This is a genomic window from Lysinibacillus fusiformis (assembly GCF_003049525.1).
In the GTDB taxonomy this organism is placed as follows: Bacteria; Bacillota; Bacilli; order Bacillales_A; family Planococcaceae; genus Lysinibacillus; species Lysinibacillus fusiformis.
In genome coordinates this window covers 119,790-135,092 of record NZ_PYWL01000005.1, presented here as the reverse complement: position 1 = coordinate 135,092, position 15,303 = coordinate 119,790, and the positions used below count along the sequence as shown (strand labels likewise).

Here is a 15,303-nt window from a genome sequence, read left to right as displayed (position 1 = left end):
AACACATATGACCATACAAAGCATAAATCATCTACTATTTTCAGTGTCTGATCTAGAGCAATCTATTGCATTTTATGAAAATGTTTTCGATGCCAAGTTACTTGTAAAGGGAAACAGCACAGCCTATTTTGATGTAAATGGGCTGTGGCTTGCCCTCAATGTTGAAAAAGATATACCGCGCAATGACATTCAATATTCCTATACACATATCGCTTTCACGATCTCTGAGGATGAGTTCGATAAAATGTATGATAAATTGGTACAATTGAAGGTTCATATTTTAGATGGCCGACAAAGAGATGAAAGAGATAAAAAATCAATTTATTTTACCGATCCTGATGGACATAAGTTTGAATTCCATACGGGGACTTTACAAGATCGTTTGGATTATTATAAGAAGGAAAAGTTACATATGGAGTTTTTTAATCATTAATCAAGGAGTGATTTTGTGACGAAAGCTTTTATTTTTGATATGGATGGCACTTTATTTCAAACAAATCTTATTTTAGAACCTGCGCTGGATGCCACATTTGATGTGTTGCGTACAAAGGGCTTATGGCAGGGAGAAACACCTATTGAAAAATACCGTGAAATTATGGGCGTTCCTTTACCGGTTGTATGGGAGACTTTATGTCCAATGCATTCAGTAGACATACGTGAGGAGAGCAATGTGCTATTTCATGTAGAGTTGACCGACCAAATCCGTAGTCGTAAAGGTGCGCTTTATCCACATGCTGAGCAAACCCTTGCTACATTGTCGAAAAGCTATCCGTTATACATAGCGAGTAATGGACAGGTTGACTATTTACAGGCAATTGTTGAAACCTATCAATTAGAGCAATTTATAAAGGGGACTTACAGCATTCAATCCATTGCAAGCGGACATAAATCAGATTTAGTTAAAAAAGTAATGCAAGACAATGGGATTCAGGACGGGGCGGTAGTTGGAGATCGTTCATCCGATATTCAAGCTGCCCACGATAATGAGCTACTCTCAATAGGTGTTCGTTTTGACTTTGCTCAGGATCATGAATTGCAACAGGCACATATTGTAATAGATGATTTAACGGAGTTATTAAACATAGAAATAGGCTAATCATGATAAACACATTAACATATGAGTGAGCGTTTTGAAAAAATGGAAGCGACCTTAACGACAATTATTGCATTTCATCGCAATAAAGCGTAGAATAGTGCCAATCCTATAGATAATGCATTGAAAAGGAAAAGTAAATAGGAACAGCATTTTGTAGAGAGCCTCTGTTGGTGGAAATGAGGTAAATGAATCCTTTTGAAAATGACCTTTGAGCTTCGTACCGAAAGCTTTTTAGCAAGTAGATTACGACGAGATGGGCACTCGTTACAACGGCGGCAGTATCTCATATTTAAAAAAAGACGTACTGAATGAGGCAAATAGTGTGAGCTATTTGTAAATATAGGTGGTAACACGGGTAGACTCGTCCTAATCAGATTTGATTAGGGCGATTTTTTTTACCATTTTTTTATGTGAGGGGAGCAATTTAGAATGAGTATTGTTATTGGAGGCGCTTGGCCGTATGCAAATGGCTCTTTGCATTTAGGACATGTAGCCGCACTATTACCAGGTGATATTTTGGCTAGATATTACCGTCAAAAAGGTGAGCAAGTATTATACGTATCGGGTAGTGACTGTAATGGTACACCCATTTCTATACGTGCAGCACAGGAAAACACAACAACCGAGGCGATTGCTAATCATTATCATGAAGAATTTACAAAATGTTTTAATGAGCTAGGATTTACTTATGATTTATACACAAGAACAGACGCAGAGCACCATCATGAATCCGTTAAAGGCTTATTTTTACAGCTACTTGCCAACAATTTTTTATATAAAAAGAAAATTGAACAGGCTTACTGTGAGGCAGATCAGCAATTTTTGCCGGATCGATTTGTAGAGGGCATATGCCCAAATTGTGGTGCAAAGGCGAGAGGAGACCAATGTGATAACTGCTCGGAAATTTTAGACCCATTGGATTTAATCGATAAGAGCTGTAAAATATGTGGGAATGAGCCAGTCATTCGAGAGACAGAACATTTTTATTTTACCTTTAGTCAATTTCAAGGGAGATTAGAGATCTTTTTATCCGAGGCAAAGGCAGAAAAACGTTGGAGGGACAATGCTTTAAGATTGACAGAGCGCTACTTAGCAGAGGGCGTTCCTGACCGAGCAGTAACGAGAGATTTGCCAAATGGAATAGATGTTCCAGTTCCTGGCTTTGAGGGTAAAAAAATATATGTGTGGATTGAAGCAGTTGCAGGTTATTTAACGGCTAGCCTAGAATGGGCAAAGCAACATCATATGGCGATTGAAGATTTATGGAATGAAGAAACCATTTCATACTATGTCCATGGAAAGGATAATATCCCATTCCACACAGTTATTTGGCCAGCTATTTTAATGGGACTAGGTGCGAAAGCTTTGCCGACACATATCGTATCTAATGAATATTTAACATTAGAAAAACGCAAATTATCGACGAGTCAAAACTGGGCTGTATGGGTTCCGTATATTTTAAGTCCTTATGATGCTGACTCTATTCGCTATTTTTTAACGACTAATGCACCAGAAAATCGAGATACTGATTTTTCATGGCGAGAATTTATTTACAGCCATAATGGTGAATTACTTGGTGCCTATGGTAATTTTGTGAACCGAACATTGAAATTTATAGAGAAATCCTTTGCTAATCAAGTACCTCAGGCTGAAGTGGATAGTACTATTCGCAAACAAACTATTCAGCTATTTAATGAAGTGGGTATTCTTATTGAGGGTGGCCATTTCAAGCAAGCATTAGAGTCCATTTTTGAGTATATTCGTGGCGCTAATCGTTACTTCGATGAACAGCAGCCATGGTTACAAGTAAAAGAACATGTGGAGGCGGGCAATTGCACACTTGCAACCTGCGTCTATATCATTGCCAATCTCGGACAATTACTACATCCATTCCTACCGTTTTCAGCAGAGAAAGTAAGAAATATGCTAGGTATAGATGAAATGATGTGGCATGAACAAGTAGAGTTACCTAAAACCATTCAAGGCGTAACACCTTTGTTTGAACGACTGGATATCGAACTAATAGAAGAAGAATATCAAAAGTTAGTAAGAGATAGTCGCTAGCATTGAAAAAGCAGTATGGCTAATGGACCATACTGCTTCTTTTGTTTTAATTCATGACAGGTGTCAATTTGGCAACCACAATGCTATTGATGGCATTAATATAGGCTAGAGCACTTGCTTTTAGTATGTCAGTATCTGCAGCTTTAGCCATATACTTTTCACCTTCATGCTCAATCGTGATTTTTACTTTTCCTAGCGCCTCTTTGCCACGCGAAACACTATTGATATTATATTCCACTAGTTTTACATCCATGCTTGTAATTTCGGCAATGGCAGAATAGAGAGCATCAATTGGGCCTGAGCCAACTGCGCTAGCCTTCAATACTTCATTACCTTTCCGCACTTTAACGCTCGCAGAAGGGAAGCTTGTATTGCTGACGACTTGTAGATCTTCGATATCAAAGAATTGATCACTATAATGTGTGGCATTCTTGTGAGAAGCATCATGTTTCTCATAATAGCTTTCAACGATCACGTATAAATCATGATCGTATACTTCTTTTTTGGCATCCGCTAGCTTTAAGAAGCCTTCGAAGATTCCCTCGAATTCATCTGTAGAAAGATTCGAAAACCCTAATTTTTCAAGAGCATTTTTCACGGCATGTCGGCCAGAACGTGCTGTCAGTACTAGCTCCATATCATCAAGACCTACGTCTTCTGGATGCACAATTTCATAGGCATCACGGGATTTTAGTAATCCGTCCTGATGGATACCCGATGAATGGGCAAAAGCATTATCTCCAGTAATAGCCTTATTAACTTGAACATCTAAGCCCATAAAACTAGATACAAGTCGTGATGTATTCATAATTTCTTTTGTGTTAATACGTGTATCAGCATTGTAGATAGTGCTACGCGTTTTTAGCGCCATAACGACTTCTTCTAATGCCGCATTTCCTGCGCGTTCACCGATACCATTAATTGTACATTCTACTTTATCGGCACCATTTTTTATCGCGGCAAGCGTATTAGCTGTTGCCATTCCAAGGTCATTGTGGCAATGAACACTAAGAAGAACGCTATCATCTAAGTTTTTCATACGGTTGTTTAATTTAAAGATCATCTCACCGAACTCTTCTGGTTCTGCAAAACCGACTGTATCAGGAACGTTAATCATAGTTGCACCAGCTCGCATAACAGCTTCAATCGTTTTCCAAAGATACTCAAAGTCTGAACGAGACGCATCCTCAGTAGAATATTGAACCTGTGGCAATAGAGTTTTCGCATACTTTACAGCATCTACACCAATTTGCAGAATTTGATCTTTGGATTTACTGAATTTTTTCTCCACATGTATATCGGATGTCCCAAGAACCATGTGAATCATTGGATTTTCAGCGTATTTCACAGCATTATAGACGGCATCAATATCTGCCTTTACTGCACGTGCTAATGCTGTAATCATAATATCGCTAGTGGTACCGACCTTCTCAGCTACAGCTTTGACAGCATCAAAATCCCCCTGTGATGAAGCGGGGAATCCGGCTTCGATAATATCCACACCTAATTTTTTCAGTTGCTGTGCTATTTCTACTTTTTCATATAAATTTAGCTTGGCTCCTGGCACCTGTTCACCATCACGTAATGTTGTATCAAATACCCAAATTTTTCTTCCCATTTTTTAACACTCCTCTTGTAGTTATCTGTATTTAAAATCTACACGTAGGCCAATGATTCATTAAAAAATAAAAAAACCCATCTCTATTTAAAAATAGAGACGAGTTTATGCTCGCGGTACCACTCTAATTGACCTTCTCTGTACAGAAAAAGTCCCCTTATCGACAGCTATCACTGTCTATCCTGTTAACGGAGGAAACCGACATCCCTTACTAGACTATTCAGGGAGTAGCTCATGGACGAGTTCAAAATGTGTGTCTACCGATTTTCACCAACCATCGGCTCTCTACAAGTACATCACCATTTTTACTATTTCCAATCTTGGCCTGCAATGTGTTGTTGAAAGCAATATTACGTGGATATTAATAGCCTGTCAATAATTTTCTAAATTTTTTTTTAATTCTGTCTAAAGTATTGTTTGTTCTGTTAAATATTTGATAGTTGTGAAATAAATAAACGTCCACTAAAAATAGTCATTTCTGTGAGATAATAAAAATTGTGAATGAACGTAGGAGAGGTAGGAAGAACTATGAAATTTGTCTTTGATTTAGACGGTACAATTTGCTTTAAAGGGAAGCCTTTGAGTGGGGGTATTATCAATGCGTTAGAGGCATGTAGACAAAGTGGGCATGAAGTTATTTTTGCTTCTGCTAGACCAATACGTGATCTATTACCTGTATTGCCTGAGAAGATGCGAGAATTTCCGATGGTAGGTGGAAATGGAGCATTCGTCGCTTGTAATGGAGTAACGAAGGAGGTTGCAGCATTTGAGACGGAGATAGTAGGGGCGCTTCGACAGATCATTACAGCATTTCAATTACCCTACCTAGTAGATAGTCAGTGGGATTATGCGTATACAGGCAGTGAAGCGCATCCCATTTATCAAAATCTAGATCCTCTAAAAATAGCTAAAAAAGTAGCGTTGCAAGATCTTCATGATATTGTAAAAGTTGTTTTATTTCCGGGGGAGAATAGAGATGCAGTGTTATTTGAGCTACAACAGCTTGCTGTTACTCTTTATGAACATGCATCAGAAAATATTATAGATATAAGCCCTAATGGTATTGATAAGTGGAATGGCCTAACTAAATTAGGTGTCATCGAGGGGGAGTATATTGCTTTTGGAAATGATGCAAACGATGTCTCGATGTTCTTGAAGGCAAAGGAAAGTGTTTGTGTAGGGAATCATCAGGTTGGTGATTGGGCTACGTTGCAAGTACCTAGTGAGGAAGCAGCCATTATAGAAATGCTCAGTCATTTAAGCGATAAATATAAGTGAGTAAAGGCCTATACATATATAGAAAAAACTGCTCGTTTCCTAGAGGGAATCCGAGCAGTTTTCATTTATTCTAATTTAAAGCGAGAGACTTCTGTTTGAAGCTCCTCTGCCATATTTGAAAGTGTTGCTGCTGAAGCAGCGACTTCTTCGATAGTTGCTAACTGTTCCTCAGAGGCAGAAGCGACATTTTGTAAATTACTAGAAGACATTTGCGCGATTGTTGCTATTTCATCGAAGGAAGCATAAATTTGTTCTGCACTGGATGACATTTCTTCCGAAACTGTTGTAGCTTCTTGGATTTGCATGGACACTTGTTCAATAAGCTCCATAATTTTAGAGAAGCCTTCTTCAGCTACCTGTACCACTTGCATCCCAATTTGTACTTCTTGTGTACCAGTATCCATCACCGTCACAGCACGGTTTGTATCTTGTTGAATTTCTGCAATCAACGTAGCAATTTGCTCTGCAGATTTTTTGGATTGCTCTGCTAACTTTTTCACCTCGTCTGCCACGACAGCAAAGCCCCGCCCATGATCGCCTGCACGAGCTGCCTCGATAGCGGCATTGAGCGCTAGTAAATTTGTCTGCTCTGCAATATCTGTAATAATGCCAATAATGTTACCAATTTCTATAGAATGCCCGTCTAAATTTTTCACAACGCTTGCTGATTCTAATACAGCAGTGTTAATGGTAGTCATTTGTGAAATCACTCGATGTAATGATTCATTGCCTTTTTGAGCCTCTGAATTCGTTTCCAATGCCAGTTCAGAAACCGCCGCCGTAGTAGATGCTAATTGCTGTATGCCCTTTGTCATATTCTTCATCGCTTCGGAGCTTTCTGTAGCATTTTTACCTTGAGCTTCAGAGCCACTAGCCACTTCTTGAATCGAAGAAGTGATCTGCTCAGTCGCTTGAATGGTTTGGTCAGCACTTGCTGTTAACTCAGCGGCAGAGCCACTAACTTGTACAGTGTTATGGCGTACATTTGTAATTAAATCTTTCAAATTAACGGCCATTTGATTGAATGCTTGGGCTAAATCACCCACTTCATCACGATTTTTGATACGAATCTGTTCAGCCGTTAAGTCACCCTCAGCTATTTTTTTAGCAGCTTTAGCCATGCCGTTAATTGGACGAGACATTAGACTACCAACAACCATTGCAATTATCAGACTTATGACAACAGCAAAGACTCCAAGAATTAACATTTGGAACTTAATAGCTTGAATTTGTTTCGATGTAGCAGCAATTTTTCCTTCAATATACTCATTTTGATAATCGGAAAGGTTTTCAACGCGTTCATCAAATTGTTTAATAATTAGACGCCCCTGTGTACTATCAAGCTTTTCATACTTTTCCGTTTCACCTGAAGCCTTTAACTCAAACATGCGGTCCGCAAACTGTTGAACATTTTGCTCGCTTTTATTAATAGCTTCTAGAAATTTAATGGATTTTTCGGTCGTCAAAGATGACATTAGCTCTTCAGATTTTTGTTTAAATTCTGTTCGAGAGTCTTGATTGCTTTGAAGATTCTGTTTATCTCCAAGCAGTAAATAGCCACGCAAACTAACAATCTCTTGTTTGGCAATAACGCGTAATTCCTGAATAGCGATAGATTTAGTTGTTTGCTCCTCCAATAATGTACGATAAGTTTTGTTCACTGAATCAAGCTGCTTTATATTTAAGCCGATAGTAGCAACTAGAACTAAAATAACTATAAAAAAACCGAGTAATAATTTCTTGTAGATAGTAAATCGCATAGATGAAATTTCCTTTCTCAGTATTTAGTAGAAATGTTACAAATTAATGAAATATGTATATATATCATTTATATCAGAAAATATGAATTTTACAAAGTATTATGAGTATTTTTACTGTAATAATTAGTTTAAAGGTGACAGAAACTCGTGATAGAAGTAATAAAAAAAAGACATTTACCGCTAAAATATGCTAGAAATAAAGCGAAAGTTAATTCTTTGTACTGAATATTAAGCCAATATTCATAAATTTTGAAACTTATAGAGTAGGCAAAACGTAAATTACGTATGAAGATGAACTGAGGTGGTGCGAAGTGTATAGACCTATTTTAAAAATCCCTAAAACAAGGTCTGAAAAGGTCTGGGATTATATTGGAGTTATCATATTCCTATTATCTATCTTTTATATTGCAGTAATGTGGGGGAAATTGCCTGAAGAAATTCCTGTTCATTTTAATGGTAAGGGAGAGATTGATCGGTGGGGTTCAAAAATTGAGCTCATTATTCTTCCGTTTATAGGTGTGTTTCTATGGATAATCATGAGTCTTTTAGAGAAAGTCCCACATATGTATAACTTTCCAGCTCGTTTGAATGAACAAAATGTAGAAGCATTTTATTTAAATAGCAGAAAAATGTTAAACGAAGTAAAAAACTTCTGTCTTATTTTATTCGCAGTTATATCATTCCAAATGATTCGCATTGCTCTTGGAGAGACTACTTCCATAGGATGGTGGTTCTTGCCAATTGTCGTAATTGGAATCTTTATACCGATTATTAAAGGCATAATAGTTACTCGCAAAATAAAATAAAGCCGAACCGTAAACGCTTGAGATATTTTCGAGCGTTTATTTTTTGTTCCCAAGCTCTCATTTATTCAGTATACTATCAAAACTAAGCTCCAAATGTATGAGCTGTTTTTTAGTAGCTAAAAATGAGTGGGAGAAGAGGTGTTTAAATGATGCAAAAGAAATTTAAACTAAAGGATGATGTATCCATTGCCATCCATAATCAGCCGCTTGATTCGATATTAGATGGAGTGTTTCATTCTGGAGAGGCACCTTATGACCGTATTATTTCTTTTGCGTTTTCCATAGATGCCATGGTAACTTATTTACAAAAAGTGTTAAAAGATAATAGTCTAGTGGAGCTGGGCTATTTATTTTTTGTTTATCCTAAAAAGGGTAATAAAAAATATGAACAGTTTATTCACCGAGATGAGATTTTTCCGGCGATCCATGTGGACGAGGAAAAGTATATGGATGGTAGTGATTTAAAATTTTCTAGCCTGATGTCATTAGATGAAACATTTTCAATCTTAAGTATTAAGAGAGATGGTAAAGGAAGAGGCAAGAAAATAACAGCCATTAGTCAATGTGTGAGTGACTATGAGAGTATGATCCCTCCATTGCGGGACTTACTTTCCTAAAGTCAGGATGACTTAGCCTTTTATGATGGACTCACTCCGGGATATCAAAGGGATTGGGCACGTTATATTTATAGTGCAAAAAAGTTAGAAACACAAGAAGCTCGCTTACAGGAGATGCGTCAAATTATTCCACTAGGCTATAAAGCAAAGGAATTGTATCACAAGGCACAAATAAATGAGTGAAGTAGGGAAAATAACGACGAAGTGAGGCAAGGTATGAAGAGCATATATATGGAGCAAGTAGAGGAAAAATGGCGTGATGCCTTTAGTAAGCTTGTAGATGTTTTAGAAGCCAATTTGCCAGAGGGTTTTGAACAAACTATGCAATATGACATGGTTAGCTATGTTGTGCCATTAGAAACGTATCCAAGTGGCTATCATGTGACGCCAAATACGCCATTACCTTTTATTAGTCTTGCAGCTCAAAAACGTCATATTGCGCTCTACCACATGGGTATATATGCAGACCAAGCATTACTTTCTTGGTTTCAGGAGGAATATGCGAGGCGAGTACCAACAAAATTAAATATGGGGAAAAGTTGTATTCGTTTTACAAGCACGAAGCATATTCCCTTTGATTTAATTAGTGAGCTTGTTGCAAAAATGACACCAGCAGAGTGGATTTCACATTATGAGGGAGCGAAAAATAGATGAAAAGCGCGACAACTTTTTTAATGTTTCAAGGACAAGCGCATGAAGCGATTGAACAATATCAGCAATGGTTTACAGATTTAGAAGTTATACAGATAGAATATATGGGAAATTCTCAGCAGGTAGCGATGGCCACCCTACAATTAAAGGGGTTAAAATTAATGGTGAATGATAGTGTTATTCAACATAACTTTTCGTTTACGCCATCAACGTCTATCTTTCTAGAGTGTGAATCTGAGGAAGAAATAAAGAATTTAGTAAATCAAATAGAGGAAAGTGGGCAGGCGTTAATGCCACTTGATCATTATGGGTTTTCAAAGAAATTTGCGTGGATTCAGGATCGCTTAGGCGTCTCCTGGCAACTAACGTATAGTTGAGAATAGAATACGACAATAGAATGTTAGTAAAAGGGGAATTAGAAGATGACGGTAACTTTAGTGAAACATGATATCAAATATGCCGAGGCCATGCATGAGTTGTCTTCTATGCCACAGGTTCGAGATGCACTAGGGCTACCTGTTGGTAAAGTAGAAGATACTATTCATTTTATCAAACGTGAATGCATCGATGAAGAAGAAGGGAAGACCGTTCCTCGTGTTGTTTTAAATGAGGAGGGACAGTTAATCGGTGTGACCGCATTGATGTTTATAGACCAACATAAAAACAGTTGTCATATCGGTTCGTGGCTCGGGCATCCATTTTGGGGGAAAGGTTATAATCTTGAGGCTAAAACAGCTATTTTAGATATCGCCTTTTTTGAGCTTGGACTAAAGCGAGTTTTTGCGGGAGCTAGGAAGGTGAATATCCGTTCACAAAAGGCACAGGAAAAGCTGAGCTTTATTCGATTAGGGGTGGAAGGAGATTATCCAGAAGAACATTCATGGTTAGAAGCGAAAGAGAAACAACCATGTGTTTTAAATGTTTTTGAACGTGAGGATTTTGTACAATTTCGAACAGCTCTAAAAAAAGTAAATGGGAGTAGAGAGTCCTTTTTACCACAGCTTTTACTTGCTGATGAGAGTGAAGAGGCTATCCGAAAATACTTGGATGAGGGTACCTTATTTGAAGTGAAGTGTGGAGAACAGCTTGCGGGAGTGGCATTATTAACCCCTCAATCTCAAACAACCATTGAGTTGAAAAATATTGCGATTGTGCCAAAATTCCAAGGGAAAGGGCTAGGTAAAGAGGTATTGCGACAGCTTACGGCATTTTGTGAGAAGGAAGGCTATCAAACGCTTTTAGTTGGAACAGCAAATTCAAGTATTGATAATATAGCTTTTTATCAAAAGGCAGGTTTTCGCATGGAGACCATTGAAAAGGATTTCTTTCTCGACTATCCAGAGCCAATATATGAAAACGGCATTCGTGCATTAGATATGATCTTCTTTACTAAGCAATTGTAGATGTTTTTCATAAAAGAAATACCCGTCCAACAAACGTTGAGCGGGTATTTTTATTTACCTAGCAAGAGGGCCATTAATTTTTCCTTTGAATGTAAGAAGTCATCTAATGTGTAGCGATCTAGTACTGTTAGGTAGGCCTGTAAAGCTTCATATAGGACACCTTTTAGCTGACATTCCGGAGCTATTTTACATAAATTATTCTCTTTATCGAAACATTCTACTAAATGAAAATCCTCTTCTGTATGACGAACAATTTCACCAATGGTGATAGTTTTTGGATCGATGGCTAAGCGAATACCGCCACCTCTTCCGCGAATTGTTTCTATATAGCCTAACAATCCAAGTTGGTGCGTCACTTTCATTAAATGGTTTTTCGATATATTATAAGCATCTGAAATCTCTTGAATAGTTGATAATTGGCCATCTTCTTTTGCACCTAAGTAAATAAGTGTACGAAGAGAATAGTCTGTGTATAAAGTTAAGCGCATAAGAACACCCTACTTTCTATAATTCAAAGTAATTATAGCATTTTTACAATGAAGTATAATATTTTGAAACCACTTTTAAAGATGTATTTAAAATACATTAATTATGTCCATTTTGTTAAAGATGTATTTTACATGTTGCTTTAAGAAAATGAAAGCGTTATATTGTAATCACGAAAGGATGGTAAGCGATATGTTAAAACAAGAAACTATTCAAATTATTAAGGCAACAGTCCCTGTATTAGAAGTTCATGGTGTAGAGATTACAAAAACGTTTTACAAAAATATGTTTCAAGCTCATCCAGAATTATTAAATATTTTTAACCACACTAACCAAGAAAAAGGTCGTCAGCAAACAGCCTTAGCAAACACAGTTTATGCTGCGGCAGTTCATATTGAAAATTTAGAAGCTATTTTACCAGCAGTCATGCTTATTGCGCACAAACACCGTAGTTTAGGTATTTTACCTGAGCATTATCCAATTGTTGGTGAAAACTTATTAAAAGCGATTAAGGAAGTACTTGGCGACGCGGCGACTGACGATATTATTAATGCATGGGCTGAGGCATATGGCGTTATTGCAGATATTTTCATTCAAGTAGAAGAAGAGTTATACCAAAAAGCTGAAAATAATGGTGGATGGCGTCTATTTAGACCATTAAAAGTGGCGAAAAAAGTGGTAGAAAGCGACTTAGTTACATCTGTTTATTTTGTTAATGAAGATGGCTCATCATTACCATCTTACGAGCCAGGACAATATATTAGTATCCGCGTGAAAGTTCCTGGTGAAGAGTATTTAATGAATCGTCAATACACACTTTCACAAGCAAGCGCAGAAGATGGTTACCGCATTTCAGTGAAACGTGAAAGTGATCATACGCCAAACGGTAAAGTGTCAAACTTTATTCATGATGACTTACAAGTTGGAGATTTAGTAGATGTAAGTGTGCCAGCAGGATTATTCGTTTTAGAAGAAACAACTGCTCCTATTACATTTGTGAGTGGTGGTATAGGTGTAACACCATTAAACAGTATGCTACAATCTCTAAAAGAAGATTCAACGAATAAAGTTAACTTTATTCAGTGCGCACGCAATGAAAAAGTTGTAGCGTTTAGCGATGATATTCAAGGAAAAGTAAATGCGTTACCTAATGCATCGTATACGGCTCTATATTCTGATGAAGACAAGCAAATTACAAAAGAATTATTAGCAGAAAGAGTAGCTGATAACGCTGATGTTTATGTATGTGGACCTGTAGGCTTTATGGAAGCAGTTATTAAAAATTTACAAGAAATTGGCGTGAAAGACGAGAAAATTCATTATGAATTCTTCGGACCAGCCATGCAATTAGCTAAATAAAATCGTAGAAATCCCTGTTATGAGTTACAGCTCATAGCAGGGTTTTTTTGTATAAGTCAATACAGATAAAGACTTTCAAGAAAAAGAGTTGAAGCTTTCATGTTGACAATATACCTATTGGGGTATAATATGAATCACGTAAGCAAGTTGAATCTATCGTTTTGAAAGGGGGCTGGAACAGAATGGCTTATGACTCTAAAACAGCTAATCGAGTGAAGCGGATGGAAGGTCAATTACGCGGGATTTTACGCATGATGGAGGAAGGTCAAAACTGTAAGGATGTGATTACACAGCTATCTGCCGTGCGTTCAGCAGTTGATCGGACGATAGGAGTTATTGTTAGTGAAAATTTATTAGATTGTGTCACTACTGCTGAAGGTAATGCGGAAAAAATGAATTCAGCCATCCGAGAAGCAATGGATTTAGTAGTGAAAAGCAGATAGTTTTTATATACCCTTTATCGTATAAAAAGGAGCGGTGATAACTTGGAAATGTGGATCATTATTGCGATTATCGCAGCATTTTTCATTTGGCGAATGAAACCAACAAAGGGCGTTCAATCGATTTCTACTGCCCAATTAAAAAATATGCTGAATGATAAGGATAAGATATTTATCGATGTACGCACGCCAGCCGAATTTAAAGGGCGCCATATCTCGCAGTTTAAAAATATGCCTCTCGGGTCAAGCTTTGACAAACTACCGAAGGATAAAGAAGTGGTAGTGATTTGCCAAAGTGGTATGCGTAGTAGTCAGGCATGTAAGCAATTGAAAAAGCAAGGCTTTGAGCGTATTACAAATGTTCGTGGTGGAATGAGTGCCTATTAGGAGGAAAGAAAATGAAGGAAATTACAGCAAAAGAAGTAGAACAAGCAATCATGCAGGGCGAAACGCCGAATTTGATTGATGTAAGGGAGGTAGATGAAGTAGCGACTGGTCATATTCCGGGTATTATTCATATTCCACTTGGTTTATTAGAGTTCCGCGTACAGGATCTGAATAAGGATGAACCATATATTATCGTTTGCCGATCAGGTGCTCGTAGTGGCCGTGCTACCGAGATATTAGAAGGTAAAGGCTTTAATGTTTCGAATATGGTTGGTGGAATGTTGTCATGGGAGGGCGAAGTACAATAGTAGCTTATAGCTATATTTTTTTGCTAAAAATAATACCCTTATAGGTATATGGAGGTTGTAATGAGGATGAAGGCAGATTTTCAGCTAGATGCCAAGGGTCTTTCTTGCCCTTTGCCCATAGTGAAAACGAAAAAAGCAATGGCCGACCTGGAAGATGGTCAAATTTTAGAAGTGTCTGCGACAGATAAAGGATCAAAAGCTGATATTGCAGCATGGGCAGAAACGGTAGGACACCAATATATTGGCACTTTAGATAATGAAGGAGTGCTCAAGCATTACATTCGCAAATGTACAAACGATCAAATAGAAGAAATTTCGTTTGACCCAACGATTGATCTAGAGCAAATTAACAATCGTCATGGATTAATTCTTGATGTACGTGAGGAAGCGGAGTTTGCCTTTGGGCATATTGAGGGCGCTAAATCTATCCCGATGGGGGAATTGGAAGCACGACTCTTGGAGCTCGACAAAGAGCAAGAGATTTATGTTATTTGTCGTACTGGAAAGCGTAGTGATATGGCTGCGCAGAAGCTAGCTTCACATGGTTTTATAAAGGTCTTTAATGTTTTACCAGGAATGACATCTTGGAAAGGTACATTAACAAAAAACATTTAATAGGAGGAATTTTTTATGTCAAACAAGGTAGCAATTATTGCAAGTAACGGTGGTTTATTTGATGCATATAAGGTGTTTAATATCGCAACAGCAGCTGCAGCTTCTGAGAAGGAGGTAGCAATCTTCTTCACATTTGAAGGATTGAATCTCATTCATAAGCAAGGGATGCATGCATTACCAATGCCTGCAGGGGCAGAGCATTATGCAGAAGGGTTTGCGAAAGCGAATATTCCTGCCATTCCTCAACTAGTGGACATATCCCAAGAATTAGGTGTTAAATTTATTGCTTGTCAAATGACGATGGATGTAATGGGTTTATCGACAGATGATTTTATTGATGGTATTGAAGTGGGTGGAGCTGTTACTTTCCTTGAATTTGCAAAAGATGCAGCACCATCACTAACTTTCTAAAGAG

The 15,303-nt window shown here is 37.7% G+C and carries 18 protein-coding genes, 1 pseudogene and 2 other annotated features; of the genes and pseudogenes, 16 read left to right on the top strand and 3 right to left on the bottom strand.

Annotation, left to right across the window (positions count from 1 at the left end):
* Positions 1-7 precede the first annotated feature (7 nt).
* The 3 genes from fosM (at position 8) to metG (ending at position 3,160) form a co-directional block, all read left to right on the top strand.
* Positions 8-433 carry a FosM family fosfomycin resistance protein gene (gene fosM, locus C9J29_RS13710; protein WP_089985816.1) on the top strand — a complete coding sequence of 142 codons (426 nt, stop codon included), beginning with the start codon at positions 8-10 and terminating at the stop codon, positions 431-433.
* 15 nt (positions 434-448) lie between these two features.
* Positions 449-1,096 carry an HAD hydrolase-like protein gene (locus C9J29_RS13705; protein ID WP_090002065.1) on the top strand — a complete coding sequence of 216 codons (648 nt, stop codon included), beginning with the start codon at positions 449-451 and terminating at the stop codon, positions 1,094-1,096.
* Between the two features lie 111 nt (positions 1,097-1,207).
* Positions 1,208-1,468: a binding site (T-box leader), on the top strand.
* Between the two features lie 57 nt (positions 1,469-1,525).
* Positions 1,526-3,160: a methionine--tRNA ligase gene (gene metG / locus C9J29_RS13700; RefSeq protein WP_107922320.1), complete on the top strand. Its 1,635-nt coding sequence runs from the start codon at positions 1,526-1,528 to the stop codon at positions 3,158-3,160.
* Positions 3,161-3,206: 46 nt separating this feature from the next.
* On the opposite strand, the gene C9J29_RS13695 is transcribed toward metG, so the two are convergent.
* A complete protein-coding gene (locus tag C9J29_RS13695; RefSeq protein ID WP_089985813.1) occupies positions 3,207-4,778 on the bottom strand; it encodes a 2-isopropylmalate synthase in 1,572 nt (523 codons plus the stop codon).
* A gap of 92 nt (positions 4,779-4,870) precedes the next feature.
* Positions 4,871-5,109 (bottom strand) — a binding site (T-box leader).
* Positions 5,110-5,306: 197 nt separating this feature from the next.
* Between C9J29_RS13695 and C9J29_RS13690 the strand changes: the two genes are divergently transcribed.
* The gene (locus C9J29_RS13690; protein WP_164908746.1) at positions 5,307-6,056 is read left to right on the top strand and encodes an HAD-IIB family hydrolase; all 750 of its coding nucleotides are present in this window, start codon (positions 5,307-5,309) and stop codon (positions 6,054-6,056) included.
* Between the two features lie 65 nt (positions 6,057-6,121).
* On the opposite strand, the gene C9J29_RS13685 is transcribed toward C9J29_RS13690, so the two are convergent.
* The gene (locus C9J29_RS13685) at positions 6,122-7,816 is read right to left on the bottom strand and encodes a methyl-accepting chemotaxis protein (RefSeq protein WP_089985811.1); all 1,695 of its coding nucleotides are present in this window, start codon (positions 7,814-7,816) and stop codon (positions 6,122-6,124) included.
* A gap of 311 nt (positions 7,817-8,127) precedes the next feature.
* Between C9J29_RS13685 and C9J29_RS13680 the strand changes: the two genes are divergently transcribed.
* The 6 genes and pseudogenes from C9J29_RS13680 (at position 8,128) to C9J29_RS13655 (ending at position 11,293) form a co-directional block, all read left to right on the top strand.
* Complete coding sequence (locus tag C9J29_RS13680) at positions 8,128-8,622, top strand: DUF1648 domain-containing protein (RefSeq protein WP_008175259.1); 495 nt, start codon at positions 8,128-8,130, stop codon at positions 8,620-8,622.
* Positions 8,623-8,768: 146 nt separating this feature from the next.
* Positions 8,769-9,239 carry a hypothetical protein gene (locus C9J29_RS13675; protein WP_090002062.1) on the top strand — a complete coding sequence of 157 codons (471 nt, stop codon included), beginning with the start codon at positions 8,769-8,771 and terminating at the stop codon, positions 9,237-9,239.
* A gap of 27 nt (positions 9,240-9,266) precedes the next feature.
* A pseudogene (locus C9J29_RS25175) lies at positions 9,267-9,422 on the top strand (YdeI/OmpD-associated family protein); the annotation flags it as partial.
* A 33-nt stretch (positions 9,423-9,455) separates the two neighbouring features.
* Positions 9,456-9,893, top strand: coding sequence for a DUF1801 domain-containing protein (locus tag C9J29_RS13665; protein WP_164908745.1), 438 nt, complete (start codon positions 9,456-9,458; stop codon positions 9,891-9,893).
* On the top strand, positions 9,890-10,267 hold the full coding sequence (locus tag C9J29_RS13660; RefSeq protein ID WP_107922319.1) for a VOC family protein: 378 nt from the start codon (positions 9,890-9,892) through the stop codon (positions 10,265-10,267). Before C9J29_RS13665 ends, C9J29_RS13660 begins: the two co-directional genes overlap by 4 nt.
* A gap of 45 nt (positions 10,268-10,312) precedes the next feature.
* Positions 10,313-11,293 carry a GNAT family N-acetyltransferase gene (locus tag C9J29_RS13655; protein WP_008175251.1) on the top strand — a complete coding sequence of 327 codons (981 nt, stop codon included), beginning with the start codon at positions 10,313-10,315 and terminating at the stop codon, positions 11,291-11,293.
* A gap of 50 nt (positions 11,294-11,343) precedes the next feature.
* Here C9J29_RS13655 and C9J29_RS13650 read toward each other — a convergent pair whose 3' ends face one another.
* Entirely contained in the window at positions 11,344-11,781 is a 438-nt protein-coding gene (locus C9J29_RS13650; protein ID WP_008175250.1) for an Rrf2 family transcriptional regulator, read from the bottom strand.
* A gap of 190 nt (positions 11,782-11,971) precedes the next feature.
* Here C9J29_RS13650 and hmpA point away from each other — a divergent pair, with 190 nt between their 5' ends.
* From hmpA to C9J29_RS13620, 6 genes are all read left to right on the top strand, one after another.
* A complete protein-coding gene (gene hmpA, locus C9J29_RS13645) occupies positions 11,972-13,138 on the top strand; it encodes an NO-inducible flavohemoprotein (RefSeq protein ID WP_089985807.1) in 1,167 nt (388 codons plus the stop codon).
* 182 nt (positions 13,139-13,320) lie between these two features.
* Complete coding sequence (locus tag C9J29_RS13640; RefSeq protein WP_008175248.1) at positions 13,321-13,581, top strand: metal-sensitive transcriptional regulator; 261 nt, start codon at positions 13,321-13,323, stop codon at positions 13,579-13,581.
* Positions 13,582-13,623: 42 nt separating this feature from the next.
* Complete coding sequence (locus C9J29_RS13635; RefSeq protein WP_089985806.1) at positions 13,624-13,965, top strand: rhodanese-like domain-containing protein; 342 nt, start codon at positions 13,624-13,626, stop codon at positions 13,963-13,965.
* 11 nt (positions 13,966-13,976) lie between these two features.
* Complete coding sequence (locus tag C9J29_RS13630; protein WP_008175246.1) at positions 13,977-14,273, top strand: rhodanese-like domain-containing protein; 297 nt, start codon at positions 13,977-13,979, stop codon at positions 14,271-14,273.
* Between the two features lie 66 nt (positions 14,274-14,339).
* Positions 14,340-14,888, top strand: coding sequence for a sulfurtransferase TusA family protein (locus C9J29_RS13625; protein WP_083796477.1), 549 nt, complete (start codon positions 14,340-14,342; stop codon positions 14,886-14,888).
* 15 nt (positions 14,889-14,903) lie between these two features.
* The gene (locus tag C9J29_RS13620; RefSeq protein ID WP_089985804.1) at positions 14,904-15,299 is read left to right on the top strand and encodes a DsrE/DsrF/DrsH-like family protein; all 396 of its coding nucleotides are present in this window, start codon (positions 14,904-14,906) and stop codon (positions 15,297-15,299) included.
* The last annotated feature ends 4 nt before the right edge of the window (positions 15,300-15,303 follow it).

What these genes read in the sequence shown, in the direction of transcription:
- fosM (WP_089985816.1), top strand. Translation starts at nt 8, where the DNA reads ATGACCATACAAAGCATAAATCATCTACTATTTTCAGTGTCTGATCTA.
- metG (WP_107922320.1), top strand. Translation starts at nt 1,526, where the DNA reads ATGAGTATTGTTATTGGAGGCGCTTGGCCGTATGCAAATGGCTCTTTG.
- C9J29_RS13695 (WP_089985813.1), bottom strand. Translation starts at nt 4,778, where the DNA reads ATGGGAAGAAAAATTTGGGTATTTGATACAACATTACGTGATGGTGAA.
- C9J29_RS13690 (WP_164908746.1), top strand. Translation starts at nt 5,307, where the DNA reads ATGAAATTTGTCTTTGATTTAGACGGTACAATTTGCTTTAAAGGGAAG.
- C9J29_RS13685 (WP_089985811.1), bottom strand. Translation starts at nt 7,816, where the DNA reads ATGCGATTTACTATCTACAAGAAATTATTACTCGGTTTTTTTATAGTT.
- C9J29_RS13675 (WP_090002062.1), top strand. Translation starts at nt 8,769, where the DNA reads ATGATGCAAAAGAAATTTAAACTAAAGGATGATGTATCCATTGCCATC.
- C9J29_RS13665 (WP_164908745.1), top strand. Translation starts at nt 9,456, where the DNA reads ATGAAGAGCATATATATGGAGCAAGTAGAGGAAAAATGGCGTGATGCC.
- C9J29_RS13660 (WP_107922319.1), top strand. Translation starts at nt 9,890, where the DNA reads ATGAAAAGCGCGACAACTTTTTTAATGTTTCAAGGACAAGCGCATGAA.
- C9J29_RS13655 (WP_008175251.1), top strand. Translation starts at nt 10,313, where the DNA reads ATGACGGTAACTTTAGTGAAACATGATATCAAATATGCCGAGGCCATG.
- C9J29_RS13650 (WP_008175250.1), bottom strand. Translation starts at nt 11,781, where the DNA reads ATGCGCTTAACTTTATACACAGACTATTCTCTTCGTACACTTATTTAC.
- hmpA (WP_089985807.1), top strand. Translation starts at nt 11,972, where the DNA reads ATGTTAAAACAAGAAACTATTCAAATTATTAAGGCAACAGTCCCTGTA.
- C9J29_RS13640 (WP_008175248.1), top strand. Translation starts at nt 13,321, where the DNA reads ATGGCTTATGACTCTAAAACAGCTAATCGAGTGAAGCGGATGGAAGGT.
- C9J29_RS13630 (WP_008175246.1), top strand. Translation starts at nt 13,977, where the DNA reads ATGAAGGAAATTACAGCAAAAGAAGTAGAACAAGCAATCATGCAGGGC.
- C9J29_RS13625 (WP_083796477.1), top strand. Translation starts at nt 14,340, where the DNA reads ATGAAGGCAGATTTTCAGCTAGATGCCAAGGGTCTTTCTTGCCCTTTG.
- C9J29_RS13620 (WP_089985804.1), top strand. Translation starts at nt 14,904, where the DNA reads ATGTCAAACAAGGTAGCAATTATTGCAAGTAACGGTGGTTTATTTGAT.